The 20742-nt window shown below is 66.7% G+C and carries 20 protein-coding genes and 1 tRNA gene; 9 read left to right on the top strand and 12 right to left on the bottom strand.

Annotated features, from left to right (window positions below; translation table 11 throughout):
• Window positions 1-182 precede the first annotated feature (182 nt).
• Window positions 183-575, top strand: coding sequence for a nuclear transport factor 2 family protein (locus tag QFZ33_RS05205; protein ID WP_307025472.1), 393 nt, complete (start codon window positions 183-185; stop codon window positions 573-575).
• A 71-nt stretch (window positions 576-646) separates the two neighbouring features.
• On the top strand, window positions 647-1339 hold the full coding sequence (locus tag QFZ33_RS05200; protein WP_307025470.1) for a hypothetical protein: 693 nt from the start codon (window positions 647-649) through the stop codon (window positions 1337-1339).
• A gap of 56 nt (window positions 1340-1395) precedes the next feature.
• On the opposite strand, the gene QFZ33_RS05195 is transcribed toward QFZ33_RS05200, so the two are convergent.
• Window positions 1396-1659 (bottom strand): GlsB/YeaQ/YmgE family stress response membrane protein, encoded by a 264-nt coding sequence (locus QFZ33_RS05195; RefSeq protein ID WP_003801204.1) that lies wholly within the window; start codon window positions 1657-1659, stop codon window positions 1396-1398.
• Between the two features lie 437 nt (window positions 1660-2096).
• Between QFZ33_RS05195 and QFZ33_RS05190 the strand changes: the two genes are divergently transcribed.
• The 3 genes from QFZ33_RS05190 to QFZ33_RS05180 all read left to right on the top strand — a co-directional run bounded on the left by QFZ33_RS05190 (window position 2097) and on the right by QFZ33_RS05180 (window position 3743).
• Window positions 2097-2342: a hypothetical protein gene (locus QFZ33_RS05190; protein ID WP_307025468.1), complete on the top strand. Its 246-nt coding sequence runs from the start codon at window positions 2097-2099 to the stop codon at window positions 2340-2342.
• A 90-nt stretch (window positions 2343-2432) separates the two neighbouring features.
• The gene (locus QFZ33_RS05185) at window positions 2433-3524 is read left to right on the top strand and encodes a hypothetical protein (RefSeq protein WP_307025465.1); all 1092 of its coding nucleotides are present in this window, start codon (window positions 2433-2435) and stop codon (window positions 3522-3524) included.
• A gap of 39 nt (window positions 3525-3563) precedes the next feature.
• Entirely contained in the window at window positions 3564-3743 is a 180-nt protein-coding gene (locus tag QFZ33_RS05180; protein WP_307025463.1) for a hypothetical protein, read from the top strand.
• Between the two features lie 114 nt (window positions 3744-3857).
• Here the strand turns inward: QFZ33_RS05180 and QFZ33_RS05175 are convergent, their stop codons facing one another.
• From QFZ33_RS05175 to QFZ33_RS05130, 10 genes are all read right to left on the bottom strand, one after another.
• Complete coding sequence (locus QFZ33_RS05175; protein WP_307025461.1) at window positions 3858-4703, bottom strand: aldo/keto reductase; 846 nt, start codon at window positions 4701-4703, stop codon at window positions 3858-3860.
• Between the two features lie 101 nt (window positions 4704-4804).
• Window positions 4805-5248 (bottom strand): hypothetical protein, encoded by a 444-nt coding sequence (locus QFZ33_RS05170; protein WP_307025460.1) that lies wholly within the window; start codon window positions 5246-5248, stop codon window positions 4805-4807.
• 6 nt (window positions 5249-5254) lie between these two features.
• On the bottom strand, window positions 5255-5977 hold the full coding sequence (locus QFZ33_RS05165) for a bacterial proteasome activator family protein (protein ID WP_307025459.1): 723 nt from the start codon (window positions 5975-5977) through the stop codon (window positions 5255-5257).
• Window positions 5978-6015: 38 nt separating this feature from the next.
• Complete coding sequence (locus QFZ33_RS05160; protein WP_307025457.1) at window positions 6016-6480, bottom strand: GNAT family N-acetyltransferase; 465 nt, start codon at window positions 6478-6480, stop codon at window positions 6016-6018.
• Between the two features lie 2 nt (window positions 6481-6482).
• On the bottom strand, window positions 6483-6704 hold the full coding sequence (locus QFZ33_RS05155; protein WP_307025455.1) for a YbdD/YjiX family protein: 222 nt from the start codon (window positions 6702-6704) through the stop codon (window positions 6483-6485).
• On the bottom strand, window positions 6704-9004 hold the full coding sequence (locus QFZ33_RS05150; RefSeq protein ID WP_307025453.1) for a carbon starvation CstA family protein: 2301 nt from the start codon (window positions 9002-9004) through the stop codon (window positions 6704-6706). The genes QFZ33_RS05155 and QFZ33_RS05150 overlap by 1 nt, the downstream gene beginning before the upstream one ends.
• Window positions 9005-9222: 218 nt before the next feature.
• A complete protein-coding gene (locus tag QFZ33_RS05145) occupies window positions 9223-12129 on the bottom strand; it encodes an FtsX-like permease family protein (RefSeq protein ID WP_307025451.1) in 2907 nt (968 codons plus the stop codon).
• The gene (locus QFZ33_RS05140) at window positions 12077-12811 is read right to left on the bottom strand and encodes an ABC transporter ATP-binding protein (protein ID WP_307025448.1); all 735 of its coding nucleotides are present in this window, start codon (window positions 12809-12811) and stop codon (window positions 12077-12079) included. Before QFZ33_RS05140 ends, QFZ33_RS05145 begins: the two co-directional genes overlap by 53 nt.
• Window positions 12808-13422 (bottom strand): PadR family transcriptional regulator, encoded by a 615-nt coding sequence (locus QFZ33_RS05135; RefSeq protein WP_307025446.1) that lies wholly within the window; start codon window positions 13420-13422, stop codon window positions 12808-12810. The genes QFZ33_RS05140 and QFZ33_RS05135 overlap by 4 nt, the downstream gene beginning before the upstream one ends.
• Window positions 13423-13550: 128 nt before the next feature.
• Window positions 13551-14534 carry an NAD(P)H-quinone oxidoreductase gene (locus QFZ33_RS05130; protein WP_307025444.1) on the bottom strand — a complete coding sequence of 328 codons (984 nt, stop codon included), beginning with the start codon at window positions 14532-14534 and terminating at the stop codon, window positions 13551-13553.
• Between the two features lie 113 nt (window positions 14535-14647).
• Here QFZ33_RS05130 and QFZ33_RS05125 point away from each other — a divergent pair.
• From QFZ33_RS05125 to QFZ33_RS05115, 3 genes are all read left to right on the top strand, one after another.
• Window positions 14648-14735 (top strand) — tRNA-Ser (locus tag QFZ33_RS05125).
• A 287-nt stretch (window positions 14736-15022) separates the two neighbouring features.
• Window positions 15023-15172, top strand: a complete 150-nt coding sequence (locus tag QFZ33_RS05120) for a hypothetical protein (protein WP_214855468.1) — start codon at window positions 15023-15025, stop codon at window positions 15170-15172.
• Between the two features lie 117 nt (window positions 15173-15289).
• A complete protein-coding gene (locus tag QFZ33_RS05115) occupies window positions 15290-16111 on the top strand; it encodes a VOC family protein (protein ID WP_307025443.1) in 822 nt (273 codons plus the stop codon).
• Window positions 16112-16287: 176 nt separating this feature from the next.
• Here the strand turns inward: QFZ33_RS05115 and QFZ33_RS05110 are convergent, their stop codons facing one another.
• Window positions 16288-18294, bottom strand: a complete 2007-nt coding sequence (locus QFZ33_RS05110; RefSeq protein ID WP_307025441.1) for an FAD/NAD(P)-binding protein — start codon at window positions 18292-18294, stop codon at window positions 16288-16290.
• A 61-nt stretch (window positions 18295-18355) separates the two neighbouring features.
• Here QFZ33_RS05110 and QFZ33_RS05105 point away from each other — a divergent pair, with 61 nt between their 5' ends.
• Complete coding sequence (locus QFZ33_RS05105; protein ID WP_307025439.1) at window positions 18356-20584, top strand: prolyl oligopeptidase family serine peptidase; 2229 nt, start codon at window positions 18356-18358, stop codon at window positions 20582-20584.
• Window positions 20585-20742: the final 158 nt, after the last annotated feature.

The following is a 20742-nucleotide window of genomic DNA, read 5'->3' as shown; positions in this document are numbered from 1 at the left end:
TGGAGAAAATTTACTCCGATTTTCACTGCGTGAATTGATATGTTGCGGAAGTTTCGAAACTTTCCGGATCCGCGTACGCCGCGAGACTGGACGCCGGCAAATAAATGACCATCGACATGGTCCTCCCGAGGGCTTAACCTGTCCTCGCTGGGATCCGACAAGGACGACAGTGAGGTGGCGAAATGGGAACCCAGGAAGATGCCGGTTTGGTGCGGCGGGGGTACGAAGCGTTCGCTGCAGGTGACATGGACACTCTTCGAGGCCTGTTCGCGGAGGACGCCGTTTGGCATGTGGGAGGCAGCGGCGGGCTGTCCGGTGACAAGCTGGGCCGGGACGCCGTACTCGCCTACTTAGGCGAACTGTTCACACGATCTGACGGCACACTCAGAGTCGATCTGGACGATCTGATCGGCGGGGAGAATCACACCGTTGGCTTCCAGAGGGTGCACGCGCAACGCAACGGGGCGGCCATCGACCAACGCGCCGTCGTCGTCTTCGCGCTCAAGGACGGGAAAGTCAGCGAGGCTTATGAGTTCCCGGAGGATACCGCCAAGGCCGCCGAATTCTGGTCCTGACGTTTTGACGCATGCTCGGTGGCCGTCCGCAGTGCGCGGGTCTTTTGCCGGCGGCCACATAGAGTGATGCTATGGCAGATGCGGTGAAGTCCCTCACTGAAACCTTCAAGAATGTGGGCGTGTCCAGGGCCTACGGGGAGCCGATCCGGCTCGACGGGAAAGACCTCGTTCCCGTTGCGCTGGTCTCCTTCGGCTTTGGCGGCGGCACCGAAGGCGGCGATCCGGACGCAGCGGGCTCCGGCGGTGGAGGAGGCGGATTCGTCTTCCCCCTGGGTGTTTACACCCAGGACGACGGCGGCCGGCTGACTTTCCGGCCAAATCCCCTGTCGCTGACCCTTGCCTGGTACCGCTCGTATGTGCCGTCGGGTTTGCTCTGCGCGGCGCACTCCGGGCGCGGCAGTAACCTCCCCAATTTCCGACCGAAAGTCGGTCTCGGCTGGAAGTCGCTACGCGACGTCGTCGGCGATGTTCCGGTCCGACAGGTGGGCCAGCAGTGCCATTTCCGGATTGCCCGGGTGCTCTTCGAGGTGGCGCAACAGGCTGACGCGCACGTCGGGGCCTGTGGCAACCGTCGAAAGAACATCGATAATGACGTCCATTACCTGACGGCGCATCGTCCAATCCTCCGAAGCGTACGTCATGTGCACCTCCCATCCGGCCGCGAGCCCTTTCCCCCGACTGTTATTTCGATCGATACTGCTCTCTCAAGCGATATCGTCGCTTCCGGCGTCCCCGCTTGTCCGCGGGGATGCCGGAACCTGTAGGGCCGGCCCTCGCTTGCGCCGACCCCACTTGCAGATCTTGGTGCTATGAATTCAGGTCAGACCCGGCTTCTGCGTGTGACGGCGCCGTAGATCAGCAACACAATGACGGCCCCGAGGATGGACAACAGCCAGGTCCGAAGGTCGAAGAAGTCACCCAAGCCACCACCGAAAATCAGCGAACCGATCCAGCCGCCGAGGATAGCCCCGACAACGCCCAAGACGAGGGTGACTATCCAACCGCCGCCCTGCCTCCCGGGAAGAATGGCTTTTGCAATGGCCCCCGCAATCAGACCGAGCAGGAGAAATCCAAGAATTCCCATGACGCACTTTCCTTTCCACCAGACAGGTACCGCGGGTGTGGCACCAGCTATAGAGATGAGTTAATCAGCATGCTTAGTAGCTGGCAAGCATCCGTTGCCCGTGCCCCGAAATTTCTCTTGTCAGGCCTGTGGGGGCGGTGCTATAAAAATCGGTATCAGCCAGATCGGAAACTGAGGTCAAGGAGGGGGTCCCCGGCAGCAAGTCAACGCCTCATGGACCGGGACGGGATACCGGTACACGCATAAGCTGCTTATTGGGCGGTGAGCTTATAGAGAACGCCACAGCGCATAGTGTGCAGGTGCAGCATCATCAGCGTGCGGATCCTATTCCCGCTAAGGTGGTCCCCGGTTGCTGGAGCAGCCGGGGACCACATCACCCTAGCTGCAGAGGGGAACTCAGCATCCGGAGTTATTGAGCTTCTTGTGGTGGGATTTCAGTGGACCAGGCGACAATCGTCAGCTACGCCCTTGGCTATATCGCCGTCGCTATAGCCGTTTTTCTCGTGTTCCTGCCGGCGCTTGCTGTTTTCGGCCTGCTTCTGCTCGGGGTCGGCGCCGCGCAAGTGATCGTTCTACTCATCAATTCAATGGCCGTTGGCCTCTACAAAGCTGTCCACAGGATGTATCACTACCTGCTGAACAGGTGGCAGAGCGGCCATGGCGGCAGACTGGCCGCCCACTAGAGCGGAACCGCGCCGGCCGAAGTGGTCCCGCTGGAACCGCCCGCATGAGGGCATGCTGAAACCTGCGTGCCGAAACATATGATGGCTGTTATGGAGGAGGAACTGGAGCGCGCCGCCCAGACCCTGTACGCGCTTCCCTTCGACGACTTCATCGCCGCCCGCACTGCCGCCGCCAAGGATGCCGCCGCAACCAACAAGCCCCTTGCCCAGGCGATCAGGACCCTGGCTAAACCATCCGTGGCCGCTTGGACCGTCAACATGCTGGCGCACCATCGCCCCGAGGCCGTTCAGCAACTCAAGGTCCTCGGACAGACCATGCAGGAGGCCCAGGCTTCCCTCGACGCCGCAGCCCTGAGGGAACTCGCCAAGGAACGCCGAAAGCTCCTCGGCACCGCTGTCGGTGAAGCACGGCTCGCCGCTGAGGAACAGGGCCGGAAGATCAGCGGACCTGTGGCCACCGAAGTGGAAGAGACACTGCGCGCCGCCACGGCGGATCTGGCGGCTGCCGCCGCAGTCGAAAGCGGGCTGTTGCTCTGCGGGCTATCCGCCGACGGCGTGGACCAGGTTGATCTCAGTGACGCCGTGGCGGTTCCGTCCGCCCTCGGCAAGTTGCCGCCGCGGCCGCGCCCGCCGCAGCGCCCCGGCGCAACGCAGCGCCCGGCAGTCGGAACAAAGGGTCCAGCCGGCGGAGCTGGAGCACAGCGCCAGAATGGTGGGGGGCCGAAAAGTCGGGAGGAATCCTCCGCCACAGCGGCTCCGGCCAGCCGGCGCACACGAACACAGCCGCCGAAGGCCGCGGACAAGGCTGACGCCGAAGAGCACGAAAAGCCACGGCTCCGGGCCGTCCGCAGCGTTCCCCGCCCTATTCCGCCGTCCCTGCTGGAGAAGGCGCAGGCAGCACTGGCGGAAGCAGAGGAGGCGGCTGCCGATGCCGCGAGCGAGGCCGCACGCCGCGCCCAGGCCCAGGAGGACGCCGCGGCAGCCTTCGTCCAGCTCACAACGGACGTCAACGAGGCACGGCAGCGGCTCCGTGCCCTGGAACTCTCACTCGATGCCGCGCGCAAGCAACGCGAGACCGCTGCCGCTGAGGCGAAGCAGTACGCCCGGGCAGCGGAGAAAAGCGAGCGGTCAGCCGTTCTGGCCAAGGAACGTTTGCTCCGGCTCCGCAACACGCCGGACTGAACTGCCAAAAATGTCAGACCCCGGTTGCACCATGGAGCCATGGAAATTAATCAGGAGTTCCACGTAACTTACTTCGACGCCGACTGCGGCCGGATCCGCACCGAGGTCTTCGACACCGTGACGGCGGCAGAGCTTTTCGCCAGCCGCAGCATCACCGGCGAGGACAGCTGGGCCATCGTCGACGCCGTCGCAGTCCAGCAGGAACAGCTCGCCGCCTGACGCCGGTAAACCCTCGCCAGCAAGAACGCCGCCAGCAGGGCTGATCAACACGGAGAGGCCCTGCCGCGTCCGCGTAAGCGAACGTGGCAGGGCCTCTCCGTGGACAGCTCGGAATCAGGCGAAGTCAGAGACAGCCGGGTCCGCGCCGATCCTGCCGCTTCCTTCCGCGGTGCGGTCCAGCCCGTTGATGGCCGCAACGTCCTCGGCGTCCAGCGTGACGTTCAGCGCGTCGAAGTTCTCACGGATCCTTGATTCAGTGACGGACTTGGGGATGACGACGTTTCCGATGGCGAGGTGCCATGCGATGACCACCTGCGCCGGGGTGGCATTGTGCTTCTGTGCAATGCCCGCAATAACCGGATCCTCCAGGAGTTCACCGCCCTGGCCCAGCGGCGACCAGGCCTGGGTCAGGATGCCCTGGGAGGCATTGAATTCCCGCAGTTCCGACTGGCTGAAGTACGGGTGCAGTTCCACCTGGTTGATGGCCGGAACCACGCCGGTCTCGTCGATGATCCGCTGCAGACCTTCCACGGTGAAGTTGGAGACGCCGATGGACTTGACCTTGCCGCGCTTCTGCAGTTCGATCAGCGCCTTCCAGGTGTCCACGTACTTGTCCTGCTTGGGCTGGAGCCAGTGGATCAGGTACAGGTCCAGTGTTTCAAGGCCCAGTCGCTCCAGGGACTCCTCGAACGCGGCAAGCGTTGATTCGTACCCCTGGTCGGCGTTCCACAGCTTGGTGGTGATGAAGATTTCCTCCGGCGCCAGCCCGGAGCTTCCGATCGCCCGGCCGACGCCGGATTCGTTGCCATAGATCTTGGCGGTGTCGATGTGGCGGAACCCGGCCTGGAACGCCTGAAAGACAACCTTCTCGGCTACGTCGTCTTCAACCTGCCACACCCCGTAGCCAAGCTGGGGAATGCTGTTGCCGTCATTGAATGTCAGTGCTGGTGAAGAAGTCATTTGTCCATCCTGCCAACAAATACCCCTGAATGTGGCGAAACTACGCTCCACGCGTAACGGCCCGTCACGAGGAATATTTCGGCCGCAGGCGAATACGGTCGTCAGGACTCCGACAGGAGCCGCTCGGCGTCGGCCACCTGCTCAAAAACAGTTTCCGCCCGGCGCCAGACCGATGCCGCGCCGACGGGCACGGGTCCCACGGCAAGCCGGAGCATCGCCGCCGCCTCGGCGGTGGCGGCGAGTGAGTTGCCTGCCTTGGACAGTGAGCGGTGGACACCGGACAGGGTGTGCGGAATATCCAGCCCGTCGCTGGGCGACCGCCGTTGCGCCTCGACACAGATCTCCCGGACGCGGCCGGAGAGCCCTGCCAACTGGTTGGCTACCTCGACCAGCTCTCCGTAGAGCTGGTCGTCCTCCACACCCTCGAGCACCTGGTGGTAGCGGTCCAGCCCCCGGTGGAACCGGTCGTGGGCACGGCGCCACAAGCCCTTGCCAAGCTCTGCGTCATCTTTCCGCCCTTGCCGGGCGGCCGTGAAAAATCCCAAAGAGGCCTACAAGTACTGGCCGGGGCCGTGGTCGGGGTCTTCCTTCCGGCCCGGGTGCAGCGTATCGCCGCCGGGCTGGGGCGCCTTGGCACGCTGCGGCTCGCCGTTTTCACCGATGACGACGCCGGGCGCAATGACGGTCCCCGGCGGAAGCTGCCGGAGCTGCATTTGGGCCATGGCGTGTTCCCGGGCCGCGTGCTGGGCGGCGATCGCCGTCTGGATCCCGTGGAAAAGGCCCTCCAGCCAGCCCACCAGCTGGGCCTGGGCGATCCGCAGTTCGGCGTCCGACGGCGTGGCGTCGTCCGGGAAGGGCAGGCTGATCCGTTCCAGCTCCTGCACCAGTTCCGGCGCCAGGCCGTCCTCGAGTTCCTTGATGGAACGCTCGTGGATCTCGGCCAGGCGGCCGCGCGCGGCGTCGTCCAACGGCGCGGACTTCACCTCTTCAAGCAGCTGCCGGATCATGGTGCCGATCCGCATCACCTTGGCCGGCTCATCCACGAGGTCCTGCAGGTTGCTGGGCCTGGGCTTTTCCGCCTCGCCAGAGTGATCGGCGGCCCCCGCATCGAGGGTGGTCCCCTCCACGGGCTCCTCGTCCTCGGACGGAACCGTAGACGGCACAGTAGCGTCGGACCCAGGCTGCGCTGCGGGCTGAACGCCCGGCTCTCCGGGCTGGACGGCGGCCTGCGGACCCGCCGCCTGGGTGGGTTGAGTGTCTTCGGGATCGCTCATGCGTTCATACTCTCACGGGCTCGGAATGCGGAGTCCAGTCAATGAAGCTCCTTGACCAGGATTTCGCCTTCGTCCTTAGCGAAACCGCATTTGCGGTAGAAACCTACGGCGTAGGTGTTGGCCGGAACCCACACTTCCGCCACGCCATTGTTCGTCATCCAGGCCTCCATCTCCGCGACAAGCGCCCGCCCGATGCCCAGGCGGCGCCACTCTGCATGGGTTCCCATCTCCATCAGCAGCAGCTCCGCCCAGGGGCCGGGCGTCCGGCGCCGCTGGACGCAGCAGTGCAGGAAACCCACGGTCTGTCCTCCGGCCTCCGCCAGCCAGAAGAGAACCGACGGGTCCGCGAGGAAGTCCCGGGCGCCGTCGGGGGCGAATTCCCCCGACGGCGCGGTCCCCGGGTCCTCGTCAAAGAGGTTGTCCGTGGCGGCCAGCGCGATCAGCGCGGCGGCATCCACCGGCCCGATCCTGCGGAGGGCGAATCCGCCCGGCGGAACTGGCATGGTCAGCAGCACCTGCCTTGCGGGTTAGTGTCCTGACGGTCCGTCCGGTCACGCCAGAACGTCCGCTCGTCCATGGGCGGCGCACCGTGGCCGGCCGCAGCATGGTGCTCCAGGTACTTCCGGTACGCGTCGGCGCCCATGACACCCTGCAGGTACCGTGCGAAGCCGCGAAAGGCCCCCGCTACCGGATGAAGCAGGCCGGCCGGTCCGGGTGCAGCACTCATTAGTGATGCCCCGCCCGCTCGACACGCAGGTCTACGGGCAGCTTGTTCCATTCCGCCATGAGCTCGCGTTCGGCGGGGGTGGGGATCAGCCCGGCGGGCGCGTAGACGCGTGAGGGATGTGGCCGGTCCTCGTTGTTGACGTTGGGGACGCCGGCCGCGGTGTTCCGGAAGGCCTTCACTGTGGCAAGCACCGCGGTGACGATGACGATGACGCTCAGGACCACGAAGATGACGGACAGCCAGCCCTGGATCATGGTGTTGCGGACCACGGCCTCCATGGCCGCCGTGGTCTTGGCCGTGCCGAAGGAGGTCTTCCCGTCCGCCAGCGCCTTGCTGAAGGCGGCGTTGTTGGCAAAGTACCCCACGGCCGGGACGGACGAGAAAATCTTGTGGATACTTGCCGTGATGGTGACGACGGCGGTGAAGGCCAGCGGCACGGCTACGATCCACAGGTACCTGAACGAGCCGCGCTTCGCCGCGATGGCCATGCACACCGCCAGGGCAATCGCGGCCAGCAGCTGGTTGGCGATGCCGAACAGCGGGAACAGGGTGTTGATGCCGCCCAGCGGGTCGGTGACGCCCATCAGCAGCACGGCGCCCCAGGCGCCCACCATGATGGCCGTGCAGAGCCACGCGCCGGGCCGCCAGGACGCCTCCTTGAACTTCGGGGCAAAGTTCCCGATCGAGTCCTGCAGCATGAACCGCGCAACGCGCGTTCCGGCGTCGACCGCGGTGAGGATGAACAGGGCCTCGAACATGATGGCGAAGTGGTACCAGAAGGCCATCATGCCGGTGCCGCCGATGAACTGCTGCATGATGTGGGCCAGGCCCACGGCCAGCGTTGGCGCGCCGCCGGAACGCGAGACGATGCTTTCCTCGCCCACGTTCGACGCGGTCTGGGCCAGGACGTCGGGGGTGATGTTGACGCCGGCCAGGCCGAGTCCGTTGACCCACTGGGCCGCCGTCTCCACCGTTCCTCCGGTCAGCGCCGCGGGGGCGTTCATGGCGAAGTAGATCCCGCGGTCGATCGAGATGGCCGCGACGAGCGCCATGATGGCGACGAAGGACTCCATCAGCATGCCGCCGTAGCCGATGAACCGGGTCTGACGTTCCTTCTCGATGAGCTTCGGCGTGGTGCCGGAGGAAATCAGGGCGTGGAAGCCGGACAGCGCGCCGCACGCAATGGTGACGAAAAGGAACGGGAACAGGGCGCCGGAGAAGACCGGTCCGTTCTCGCGGCCCGCAAACTCGCTGAAGGCGGGGACGGTGATTTCGGGGCGCACGACGATGATGGCCACGGCGAGCATCGCGATCACGCCGATCTTCATGAATGTCGAGAGGTAGTCGCGCGGTGCGAGCAGGAGCCACACCGGAAGGATGGCGGCGATGAAGCCGTAGACGATGAGGCCCCACGCGATAGTGACCTTGTCCAGGTGGAAGAACGCCGCGCCCCACTCGGTGCCGGCCACGGCTCCGCCGCCGATGATAGCGGCCATGAGCAGCACGAAGCCGATGATGGAAACCTCCATCACCTTGCCCGGACGCAGGTACCTCAGGTACACGCCCATGAAGAGCGCGATGGGGATGGTCATGCCCACCGAGAAGACGCCCCAGGGGCTCTCCCCCAGGGCATTGACGACGACGAGCGCCAGGATCGCGACGATGATCACCATGATGAGCAGGGTTGCCACGAGGGCGGCGGTGCCGCCGATGACGCCGAGCTCCTCACGCGCCATCTGGCCGAGGGAGCGCCCGCCGCGGCGCATGGAGAAGAACATCACCAGGTAGTCCTGGACAGCGCCCGCAAGGACGACGCCGAGAATGATCCAGATGGTGCCGGGGAGGTACCCCATCTGGGCGGCGATGACGGGCCCCACGAGCGGGCCGGCTCCGGCGATGGCGGCGAAGTGGTGCCCGAAGAGGACGTTGCGGTCGGTGCGGACATAGTCCTTGCCGTCAGCCTTGTACTCCGCCGGTGTGGCGCGGCGGTCGTCCGGCTTGAGCAGATAGCGCTCGATGACCTTCGAATAGAAGCGGTAGCCGATCAGGTAGGTGCACACCGAGGCGAACACGAACCAGATGGCGTTGACCGTTTCACCCCTGACCACTGCCAGCATGAACCAGGCCAAGCCGCCCAGGAGTGCGATGGCCACCCAGATGGCGATCTTCGCAGGGGTCCATCTGCGCTCCTCGGCGTCGCGGACCGCGTCATCCACCGACGTCGGCGGCAGTGATTCGTCGGCGGCGGGATTGCGTTCCCCGTCCGCCGTTCGGGTCCCGTCCTCAGGCATGGTGCCCATGTCTCCTCCTTGAGATTCCCAGCTGGCACGGAATGTGCCACCGGCACCCTACCAACGGGTATGTCTGCAACCGCGGCCATTTGCGGAGTACTGCCGGGGGAATCGCCGAGCGGTCGCGACGCCGCGGTGAGCGGACGGCCCTGGCCCGTACGCCGTCGTCCGGTCCAGGGGTCCAGGTCGTCCGCTCCAGGGTCCAGAGCGGCTGTCAGGAGCGGTTGTCAGGTGCCGGCGCTTCGCCGGGTCACGGGCAGGCTGGCACGCGCGAAGACCCAGGCCAGTGCGCTGCCGGTCAGCGGCACGGCGACGAGCAGGGCCAGCAGCGGCAGCCAGGGAACCACGGACACCGCGAACATCCGGGTGGCCCCGATGAGCAGGACTGCGGGCACCACACCGGCGGCCACTCCCAGAGAGGTGCCAAGGGACGCGGTCATGAGCGACTGCGCACCTGCCAGAGCTTTCCGCAGCCGCGGCGGCGCCCCGACTCCTGCGAGCGTTATGTGGTCTGCCCGGGCATCGGCGAGCGCCAGGCCCGTGGTGATGCCGGCGGCGCTGAGCGTGATGAGGGCACTGATGCCGACGATCAGCCACAGCAGTTCGGACCCGGTACGGTCCGCGCCCGGCTCAACGTAGAAACCCATGGCCTGGATCCGGTAGATCTGGGCCAGCGCCGCTGACGCCCTGTCCTGCTCCGCGGCTTCCGGGTAGGCGGTCAGCTGGGCGAGCAGTACGGAGTTGTCGAAGTGGATGCCCAACCTGGACGCGGTGCCCGGGGGGATGACGCCGTAGAACGGGACCGGAACGTCCGGGGCGTCCACGACGGCGGGCAGCCCTGTGTTGCTCAGGGGCTTGTAAACCACGGCTGAACCGGGGCCGGGAAGGGATTGGCGCACGTCATAGGACTGAAGGGTGGTTACCCCGTCCTTTTCGAAGACCGGGTTGCTGACCACCATTCCGCCGCTGTTCAATGCGGCCACCGCGGCTGGGCTTGGTTCCCGGCCCAGCAGGGACCGCAGCTCGCCGACGCCGCCAACCACCAGCTGCGGAAGCTGGCCTGAGACGCCGGCAGGGAACATCGATCCGTTGCACCGCCAGTCCTGCCCGTCCAGGACTCGGCCTTGCGGGGTGGCAGGGCATTCCTGGCCCGGCGGCACGGCGAGTTTGTATTGCCGGCAGTCCACACCGCCACCACTGGCAGGAAGGGATCCGTCGGCCGACGCCCGCATGTCGCACTTGCTCGTCACCGGCCCTTGCAGGACCTGCGTCCACTGCACGGTGCTGAGCTCCCGCCGCAGCGCCGCGGCCACCGCAGCCGGGTCGATGGCCTGGTCGGGGCTCGTTCCTGTGGCGGGGACAGGTGCGGTTTCCAGCGGCAGCGAGACCTGGTTTTCCTGCGCGGCCCACATGTGCGTGCGTCTTGCCTCCTCCATCTGGCTGGCGGACAGGACCATCGCGGCACTGGCCAGCGTTGCGGCGGCGAGAACCGCGGCCACGGCGGGCACCGTGCGGCTCCGGTTCCTGGCAGAGTCACGGGCGGCCATCCGCAGCGGGAGCGGCATCCAGGCGGTGCGTGCAGTCAGGACTTTCACGAATGTCCCGGTGAGCAAAACGAGGGCCGCCACCGCCAGGACCGCACCGCCGGTGAGCAAAGCTGCAACCAGCGGGATCCGTGCGGCGCGGGCATCCAGGTCCCCGTTCATCCCCAGCGTGTGCCCCGCCGCCAGGAACATGATGGCCAGAACCAGCAGTCCACCGCCCACCCGCGCCGGCCACGGCCCCGAAACAGCCGGTGCGCGGCCGGACTTCAATGCGCCGAGAACCGCCTGCCTTGCAACCTGCCGGGCAGGAACCACCGCGGCCAGGAAACATGCCAGCAGGCCCATGGCCATGGCCGCCACAGTGGGCAGGATGTCCAGGTGGAAGCCTGGAAACCGGACCGAGCCCAGGTGCCTGGTTACGCCCACCACCGCGGCAGCCCCGCCGGCCCCCAGCACGGCACCGGCCACCACAGCGATAGTCCCAAGCCACAGCCCGGCGGCAGTCACCACCGCGCGGACGGTGGGTGCTTCCGCTCCGCTTGCGGCAAGCAGGGCGAGCTCGCGGACCTGGCGCTTGGCACCCACCGCAAACGCTGCCCCGGCCAGGAGCCCCACTTCGAGCAAGGCAAGTGCGGCGATCAGCACGCCGGCAACGTAGCCGGCGGCGGGCATGGTCCTGGGGCCCTCGGTAGCGCCGGACGGGACCGGCGGGTCAAGTGCCACGGCACGGGAAAGCACAGCGATGCCGGACCTGTTGAGGTCACGGATCTGGTCCCACAGAACGGGTTCTGAACCAACGAGGTAATACATCGTTTCCCCGAGCGGACTCCCGTGGGCGGCCGGGCTGTCCATTGGCGCCTGGCCTGGCTTAAGGAACAGGATGGGGCTGCCGTCCGAGTAGGTGGCATCCCGGAGGGTACCGACGACGGCGAAGGTGCCGTCCGCCGTCGTCAGCCTGTCCCCGAGGCGGATCCCGAAGCGTTCCAGCGCTCCGGGTGAGACGAGGATTTCGTCACGGGCGGCGGCGGGCCGCCCCTCCAGAAGTGTGTATTTTCCGGTGAAGGCGGGGTTCAGGGCGTCGACGGCCTTGGCCATCACCGGGACATCGGACGCGCCGACGTCGGACACGCCGGTCCTGACCGTGAGCGTCAGCTGCGATTCGGTCAGGACTTCGTAGCCGGCGGGGATGGCATCGCGCGGATTCCGCGGTTTAAAGTCCGGATCGTTGGTGAAGTTCCGGGTCATGGTTGCCGTCTCCAGCACGGGATCCTGCACCGTCTCGGCGTTGGAGGCGGGCATGCTGCGGAACCTCGCCTGCGTGCTGCCCAGCTGGTACTGCACACGTTCCGCCGGTGTTTCCTGCATGCTTTGCGCCAGGGCCGCGGCGCCGGTCATGCCGGCCACGGGCAGCAGGATCAGGAGGATGATCAGCAGGGAGCGGCCGCGGTGCCTGCTGATGTCCCGGCGTGCCATCCGGAGGGCAAGACGGAAACTGTGCCACCGGCCGTGGGGCACGGGCGCTACGTCCAGGGCCATCTCAGCCGGCCGGTGCCAGGAGAACTGCGGGATCGTGCATGGCCATTGCCTCATCCACAATCCGGCCGTCCCGGATAAATACCACGCGGTCCGCCCAGGCGGCGTGGCGTGCCTCGTGCGTGACCAGCATGACGGCGGCGCCGGCGTCAGCCCGGGAGCGCAGCACCTCCATCACGCCGTGGCCGGTGGTGGAGTCGAGAGCGCCGGTGGGTTCGTCGGCGAGGATCAGCCGGCGGCTCCCCACGATGGCGCGTGCGATGGCTACGCGCTGCTGCTGCCCGCCGGACATTTCATCCATGAACCTGTGCGCCAGCTCCGGGATCCCCACCTGCCGCAGGGCATCCACTGCCTGGCGGTGCGCTTTCCTGGCCGGCACGCCGTCGAGCTCGAGCGGCAGGGCAACATTTTCCGCGGCCGACAGCGTCGGAACCAGGTTGAAGTCCTGGAAGACATAGCCCACCGCACGCCGGCGGAGGCGCGCCAGCGCATTAAGTCCCAGCCCCGCAAGGGGCGTTGACTCCACAAAGACACCGCCCGACGTCGGCCGGTCAAGTCCGCCGGCCAGCGCGAGCAGGGATGATTTTCCGGAGCCGGACGGCCCCATCACCGCAACGAATTCCCCGGCATTGACGGTGAGGTCGACATCCCGGAGGGCGGCAACCGCCGTCGTGCCCTGCCCGAACGTTCTGCTGACTTTCGCGAGTTCAAGGACCTGCTGCGGCCCCTGAACGCTCACCGGCGGTTCTCCGCTGTGAGCGGGGCAGCCTGTTCCACTGTGACCCCGTTGGACGGCTTACGTGCGTGGCTGCGCGTCCCGGAGGCCTGCGCTAGCTGCACCATCCGGGCCTCGCACAGATCCAGCCAGCGGATCTCGGCCTCGGTCTGGAAGATCAGCGAATCCAGCACCAGCAGCCAGGCCATATCCGCCGCCCGCTGGTTGGCCGCGGTGTCCCGCCGCGACTTCGTGTAGTCCTGCAGGGCACGCATGGAAGCGGTGCGCTGGGCCTGAATGATGGCGGCGACGTCCACCCCGGGCAGGGTGACGGCCAGCGCCAGCTTGATGGCGAGCTCGTTGCGCGGCGGGTTGCTGCGTTCCACCGGCGTAGCAAACCAGCCCTGGACCTCCGCCCTGCCGGCTTCGGTGATGCTGTACACGACGTGGCCTTCGCCGTCGCCGCCGTCGTTGCTGACCAGGCCGTCACGTTCCAGCCGGTCGAGGGTGGTGTAGACCTGCCCGATGTTCAGCGGCCAGGTGGAGCCCGTGCGGTCTTCGAATTCGACCCTGAGCTGGTAGCCGTAACGCGGCTGGTCCTGTAAGAGGGCGAGGAGGCTGTGGCGGATGGACATCTGGCTCCTTGGCTGGAAGTCGGCAGTATGCACGCGCCCCCAAGACGCGTGCATACCGCGTATGCCTCGAGCCTAGCGCCAGTTTTTCTGCGTGGCAATACTGAGTATCTACCGAAGCTGGCGTGGCGTTACATGACCAGCAGGACCTTGCCCACGTGCTCGCCGGAGTCGAAGTATTTGTGGGCCGCCCTGACCTGGTCCAGCGGGAAGGTCTTCGCCACCAGCGGATGGATCCGCCCGTCAGCGACGAGGGGCCACACGGAGTCCCTGACCGCCGTCATGATGACGCCTTTCTCGGCTGTCGGGCGGGAGCGGAGCGCCGTGGCCACGACGGCTGCACGCTTGCGCAGCAGCTGCCCGAGGTCCAGTTCCCCCTTGGCGCCTCCCTGCAGCCCGATGACGACGAGCCGGCCGTAATCGGCCAGGGCGTCAACATTTTTCTGCAAGTACTTGGCGCCCACGACGTCCAGGATGACATCGGCACCCTTGCCCCCGTTTTGGGCACGCAGGCTCTCGGCGAAGTCTTCCTCTGCATAGTTGATGGCGATGTCGGCACCAAGGAACGCCTTGGCGGTGCTGACTTTCTCTTCGGTGCCCGCGGTGGCTGCCACCGTAGCCCCCAATGCCTTGGCCAGCTGGATGGCCATGGTGCCGATGCCTCCCGTGGCGCCGTGGATCAGGACCGTCTCCCCCGGCTGCAGCTGCGCGGTCATGACCAGGTTTGAGTACACGGTGGCCGCCACCTCAGGCAGGGCGGCAGCGGTAACCAGGTCCACGCCGTCGGGAATTCTCAGCACCTGTTCCGAGGGCACCGCGACCTGCTGCGCATAGCCGCCGCCGGACAGCAGCGCCACCACCTTGTCCCCGACGGAAAACGGCTTGGTGACGCCGGGGCCGAAACCCGCGATCCTGCCGGATACCTCCAGCCCGGGAATCTCCGAAGCACCCGGCGGGGGCGGGTAGTAGCCCCTCCGCTGCTGGACGTCGGCGCGGTTCAGGCCGGCCGCCACAACATCGATAAGGACCTCGCCGTGGCCCGGCTCGGGAGCCGGCACCTCGCGGATTTCCAGCACTTCCGGCCCGCCGGGCTCCGAGATAAAGACGGCTTTCATGGCGAACTCCCGATTTCTAGCTGATTCCTGCCCCAAAAATACTGTGCAGCGGCGACAACTGCCACGCGGCGGTTTTTGTTGCAGCCAACTGCCTATGAAACACTACTAGTTAGGGAAGGTTGTCCGAGCGGCCGAAGGAGCTGGTCTTGAAAACCAGTGTGCGGTAACCCCGTACCAAGAGTTCGAATCTCTTACCTTCCGCGCAGAGGCCGGGGCGGTGCGAAAGCACCGCAATGACGGCCATTTTGAAGGCCGGCCGGGCCAATCGAAAGGTTGGCTTGGCCGGCCTTTTGCGTAGGTAAGTAGTGGCTCTTTCCACCAGCAAGTAGGGGTGCGGTCTGGGGGCCCGAAAATCAGGTAATCCGAGTACCGGCCCGGCAGAATTCGAGTACGCGCCACTCATGCGCGCCCTTGCCGAAAGGCGTTCACTTGTATCAGCACCGCTCCATCCCGCGACCGCGGAAGGGAGATTCCGCATCCACCGTTGCATGTGGGGGGTCGAGGTCATGGGCAAGGCTGAAAAACAGAGCCTGCGCTACTCGGATTACTACTGGTGCATGTCACTGAAGGACTTCATCGAGTGGATTGAGGCCGACGACGACCAGGAGCCGGGCACGTCATACTCGGACCAGCGCTGAGCGCACCCCCTGTCTCACCCCCATTGAAACTGTCACACCCCCGGCATAGTGTCGGTTCTGTCCGTAGCACCTCCATGACCTGCGGGAACTTCCCGCAAACCACACCAGGAGCAGACCATGCCTACGCCCGAACCCACGCCCGGCGCCCCCTGCTGGGTCGACCTTATGACCACCGACGCCAACCAGGCGAAACAGTTCTATGGCGAACTGTTCGGCTGGGACTTCCAGACCGGAGACCAGGAAAAGTACGGCGGTTACATCACCGCCCAAAAGAACGGCAAGACCGTCGCCGGCATCATGCAGAAGCAAGAGGACCAGGAGGGTATGCCGGACATGTGGTCCACCTACCTGTGGTCCAATGACGCCGCCGCCACAGCCGCGGCGGTTACCGCAAACGGTGGCCAGGTGTACATGGAACCCATGGACGTCCCGGAACAGGGCCACATGGCGTTCGTCGGTGATGCTTCCGGCGCCGCGATTGGTGTATGGCAGCCGCGGGAGATGCGCGGTTACGAACTTGTTGGCGAGCCGGGCGCCCCGGCCTGGCACGAGCTTCACACCAAGGACTACGCCGCCGCAGTGAAGTTCTATCAGGAAGTGTTTGGCTGGGACACCGACGTGATGAGCGACACCCCGGAGTTCCGCTACACAACCCTGGGCGCCGGCCGGGAGGCAAAAGCCGGGATTTATGACGCGTCGGCCGACCTTCCCGCCGAAGTCCCCTCCAACTGGGTCGTCTATTTCGCTGTGGAGGACGCAGACGCTTCCATCAATAAGGCCGTCAATATGGGCGCGACGGTCCTTGACGGACCGGATGACACACCCCACGGCCGGCTAGCCACGCTGACGGACCCAACCGGTGCGAGGTTCAAGCTCGTGGCCGACACTGGCCAAGGCAATGCGGGCGACGCCGAAACCGGCGGACAGGGCGCCCTGTAGTCACGTTCGCCGATTGGATGCCGGCCGGCAGCTTCGCAGGAAGCTACCGGTCGGCATTCTTTGTGCTCGCCCGGGAGTGGCACTCGGCCGGGAACTGAGGAAGGGTCCGCGCTCAAGCGGCAGGAACTGAGGAAGGGTCCGCGCTCAAGCGGCAGGAACTGAGGAAGCGTCCGCGCTCAGGCAGCAGGAGCTGAGGAAGGGTTTGGGGCCAGCCCGAGGATAGCGCGGGAGATCTCGTCGGCGTCGCGGAGCGTGCGCTGCCCGCTGGGGTACACCGGACCGGCATGCTGGGCCGCTTCGGCGGCGATGGCCGTTCCCCACTGGGCGGCCGAGAGCTGGAGCCCCAGCACGTACATCCGGTCCGTGACCTCGCCGTTCGCGGCAACCGGCCGGTACGGGTGCGGGCGGACGTCGAGCCCGGAGGACTGCACCGGCGTGCCTTCCGCGGTCATCATGGTCCGTGGCCGGACGAGCCCGTCCGCGAGGAGCTGCTCCAGCAATGGGGACTCGTTGAGGGCTACCCGGTTGGCCGGCGCCAGGGCCTCCACCAGCGTGTGTGCTTCGGCGGCGCCGCCCCTGACCCACGGCGATACAGCGGTGAAGGCGCGCTTCCCCCGGGCCACGCCGAACCTGGGGTCCGGGCCTACGAAGCTGACAATTCCGGCGCGTGCCAGAGCTGCCAGCTGCTCGGCGCGCAGCGCCGGAGGACCGCTGGCGAGCCCTTCCACCAGCGATTCAAACCAGCCCCGCAGGCCGGCGACCCATGACTCGTCGGTGATCCCGCCGTCGGCCACCACCGATTTCAGCACGGCACGGCCGTGGTGCAGCGCGCCGATGGCCATCTTGACGGGGTCGTCCTCGCCGAGCGCTGAGCGGCGGGCGTCGTCGTCGAGATACTCGACGACGGCGGCATCCAGCTCGGCACGCGAAGCAAAGCTCCGCCCGGACAGCGGCGCGGCCAGGCCGCGCAGGTCCAGCCTGCTGCCCGGATGGACATGGCGGCCGACGACGGCGTTGAAGTCCTCTTCCCACCGGCCGGTGCTGTGGGCATGCGGGTGCAGGGCCTCGTCCAGCTCCTTGAGGAACGCGGCGTGGTCCTGCACGGCGTCCGGCTGCGAGCGCACGAGGGTCGTGTAGTAGGCCCAGAGCGCGTCCCGGTGCAGCAGCGGCCAGAGGTCGTGGTCGAATGCCGGAACAATTCCGGCAGCCGCGAACCTCTGCAGCGCCTTCCCGGTCAAGTAGCGGAGTGTGACCGATGCCGGGTAATAGCCCGCGAGGGTGGCCTTGGACCTGTACGGCGTTCCGCGCCGGGACGCGGCGAAGATGATCGGCTCCTGGCCCGACGGCAGGTACTCGAGGCCGTTCCCTCCCTCCACGAACTTCCCGCCCCGCCCCTCCGTGAGCTGGCCCATCACGTCGAAGAAGTTCAGGCCCATCCCGCGGACCAGCACCGGCTCCTGGGCCGGAATCACGCTCCAGTCGACGTCGGCCGGGACGGCGGGCGGGAGGTAGCGCAGGCCGAATTGGGCGGCGGCAGCCTGCAGTTCGCGCTGTTCCGGGCTGAGACGGGACGCGAGATGGCCCAACGCGAGCACCACCGAATCGACGGTAAGGGTCCCGCCGCCGTCCGGTTCGCCCGCGTCCGATTCGCCGCCGTCCGGTTCGCCCACGTCCAGTTCGACCTCGAACCTTCCGTCCGGCTGCCGGCGCGCAGCGGTAGCCGCCGCCTGGTGCATCTTGATGGTGACGCCGTCGGGAAGCGCGGCGAGCAACTCCTCGACCGTGGACCGCAGGTAGCGGCCATAGATGGCGCGGCTGGGGAAGTCGCCGGATCCCAGTACGGCGAGCTCCGCCCGCTCGTCGTCAGTGAGCTCTGGCAGGGGGCTGCGCTGCTGGGCTGTCCGCCAGCGGTCGAAGGTGGTGCCGGCCACCGGTGCGGCCAGCCCCGTGTCCTCGGGCACCAGCGTGGGGTAGAACGACTGCGTGTTCATCAGGTAGAGGCGGGACTGGCCGGGCTGCCATACGTGTCCCGGACCGGCCGGAAACGGATCGATGACATCAATGTGCAGGCGGGCTCCGGCAGGGCGGGCGGCGGACCAGTTGGCGAGCAGCCGCTCCAGCACGCTGGTACCCCTCGGACCGGCGCCGATCAGCGCCGTCCGGATGCTCTGCGAAATAACCACGCCTTCCAGAGTATCGGCATGTGACTTGCTAGCTGAGCGGGGATGTTGTTTGGATGGGCGCATGACCACCACTGCAGCTGATTCTGCCCCCGCGTCCGGCGCCGCTCCCACCGAGACCGCGCCCGCGCCTACCGACGAGAACATCTGGCTGGAGGACATCTACGGCGAGGAACAGCTGGCCTGGGTGCGGGAGCAGAATGCCCGCACGGAGGACCTGCTCGAGGACACCGACTACGCCCGGCTCGAGGGCGAGATCCTCGAGGTGCTGGATTCGACGGACAAGATCGCCATGGTGAGCAAGCACGGCGAGTGGTATTACAACTTCTGGAAGGACCGGCAGAACCCCAAGGGCCTGTGGCGCCGGACCAGCTGGGACAGCTACTGCAGCGACGCCCCGGAGTGGGACGTCCTGCTCGACGTGGATGCCCTGGCGGCCGCCGACGGCGTGGAATGGGTCTTCCATGGCGCAAACCTGCTCCGGCCGGAAGCCGGGCAACCGTACCGGCGCGCACTGGTGGCGCTCTCCCCGGACGGCGGCGACGCCAACCGCTACCGCGAGTTCGACGTCGAGGCCCGCGCCTTCGTTGATCCCGCCACCGGCGGTTTTGATCTCCCGACGGCGAAGGGAAACGTCTCGTGGCTCGATGCGGACACGCTGCTGGTCGCCACCACCGCAGAGGATCTCCCCCGCACGGCGTCGTCCTACGCCCGCACCGCCGTGCGGTTGCGCCGGGGCCAGGCCCTGAGCGATGCGCCGCGCATCTTCGAGATCCCCGAGGACCACATGATGGCGATCGTGGCCCACGACTCCACGCCCGGCTTTGAGCGGACGTTCGCGCTGGACTGGATCGACTTCTTCAACCGCCGCGCCTCCGTGCTCCAGGACGGTGACTGGGTGCCCGTGGACGTGCCCACCGACGTGAACACGGGCGTGCACCGGGAATGGCTGCTGCTCAGGCCGCAGCGCGACTGGACGGTGAACGGCACCACCTATGCCGCCGGTTCCCTGCTCGCCGCTGATTTCCGCGCGTACCTGGCTGGCGAGCGCGAGCTGACGGTCCTCTTCGCCCCGGACGCGCACACGTCCCTGCAGTCCTGGAGCTGGACCCGGAACTTCCTGCTGCTGAACCTGCTGAAGGACGTGTCCTCGGAGATCCGCGTGCTGGATCCTGCCGACTCGTGGCGGTCCTCGCTGCTGGACGCCTGCCCGCCCCTGCACGACGTCAATGCCTTCGCCGTGGATGACGAGGACGAGGCGGAAGACGGGGCCGGGGACGACTTCTGGCTCGTGGCCACCGGCTTCACGACGCCGAGCACCCTGACCCGCGGGGCACTCGCTCGGGCGACCGCCGACGGCGGGGCTTCCGGCGGAACCGCCGTGGCAGGCGTGGTGAGCAGCCATGCGGAGGTGAAGGCGTCGCCGTCGTTCTTCAATGAGGCGGACTACGAGGTGCAGCAGCACTTCGCCGTATCTGCGGACGGCACGAAGGTGCCGTACTTCCAGGTGGCCACACGTGGCCTGGTGCTCGACGGGCAGAACCCCACCCAGCTCTCCGGCTACGGCGGCTTCGAAGTCTCGCGCACGCCGGCGTACAGCGGCACCATCGGCCGGGCCTGGCTGGAGCGGCGGACTGCCGCAGTTCCCGGCGACGGCCTTGCGGAGGGGCACAGCCGGGGTGGCGTGTACGTTGTAGCCAACATCCGCGGCGGCGGGGAATACGGCCCGTCCTGGCACCGGGCCGCACTGCAGGAAAACCGGCACCGCGCCTACGAGGACTTTGCGGCGGTGGCCAGGGACCTGATCTCCCGGGGCGTCACCAGCCGCGAGCGTCTCGGCTGCGTCGGCGGCTCCAACGGCGGCCTGCTCGTGGGCAACATGCTGACGAGGTATCCCGAACTGTTCGGCGCGGTGTCCTGCGGGGTGCCGCTGCTGGACATGCGCCGGTACACAAAGCTGTCGGCGGGTCACTCGTGGATTGCCGAGTACGGCGACCCCGACCTGCCCGAGCACTGGGAATTCATCAGGACCTTCTCGCCGTACCATCAGCTGAAGGACGGCGTGGAGTATCCGGAAACCTTTATCTGGACCGCAACGTCCGACGACAGGGTGGGTCCCGTGCAGGCCAGGAAGATGGCCGCGCGCATGCTGGCCATGGGCATCCCCAACATCTGGTTCCACGAAGCGCTGGAGGGCGGGCATGCGGGCGCCTCGGACAACCGGCAGGCCGCCGCGCTCCAGGGGCGCAGCCAGCACTTCCTGTGGAAGGCGCTGGCAGAAGGCACGGCCTGACCGCTGTGGAGTTTTTGTACAGTTAAGGCCGCTTAAGCCCGCATTATCTGTACAAAAACTCCGTCGTTTGCCGGCGTAGGCGCGTTTTTCGCGGGCCACCCCTGCCGTTTTGCACTGGATGGCCGGTTCTGCGTATCCTTGGTGGGCTAGGAATAGCA

The sequence above is a fragment of the Arthrobacter globiformis genome, assembly GCF_030815865.1.
Lineage (GTDB): Bacteria > Actinomycetota > Actinomycetes > Actinomycetales > Micrococcaceae > Arthrobacter > Arthrobacter globiformis_B.
The sequence above is the reverse complement of the archived record's forward strand: the minus strand, read 5'-3'. Positions and strand labels throughout refer to the sequence as shown.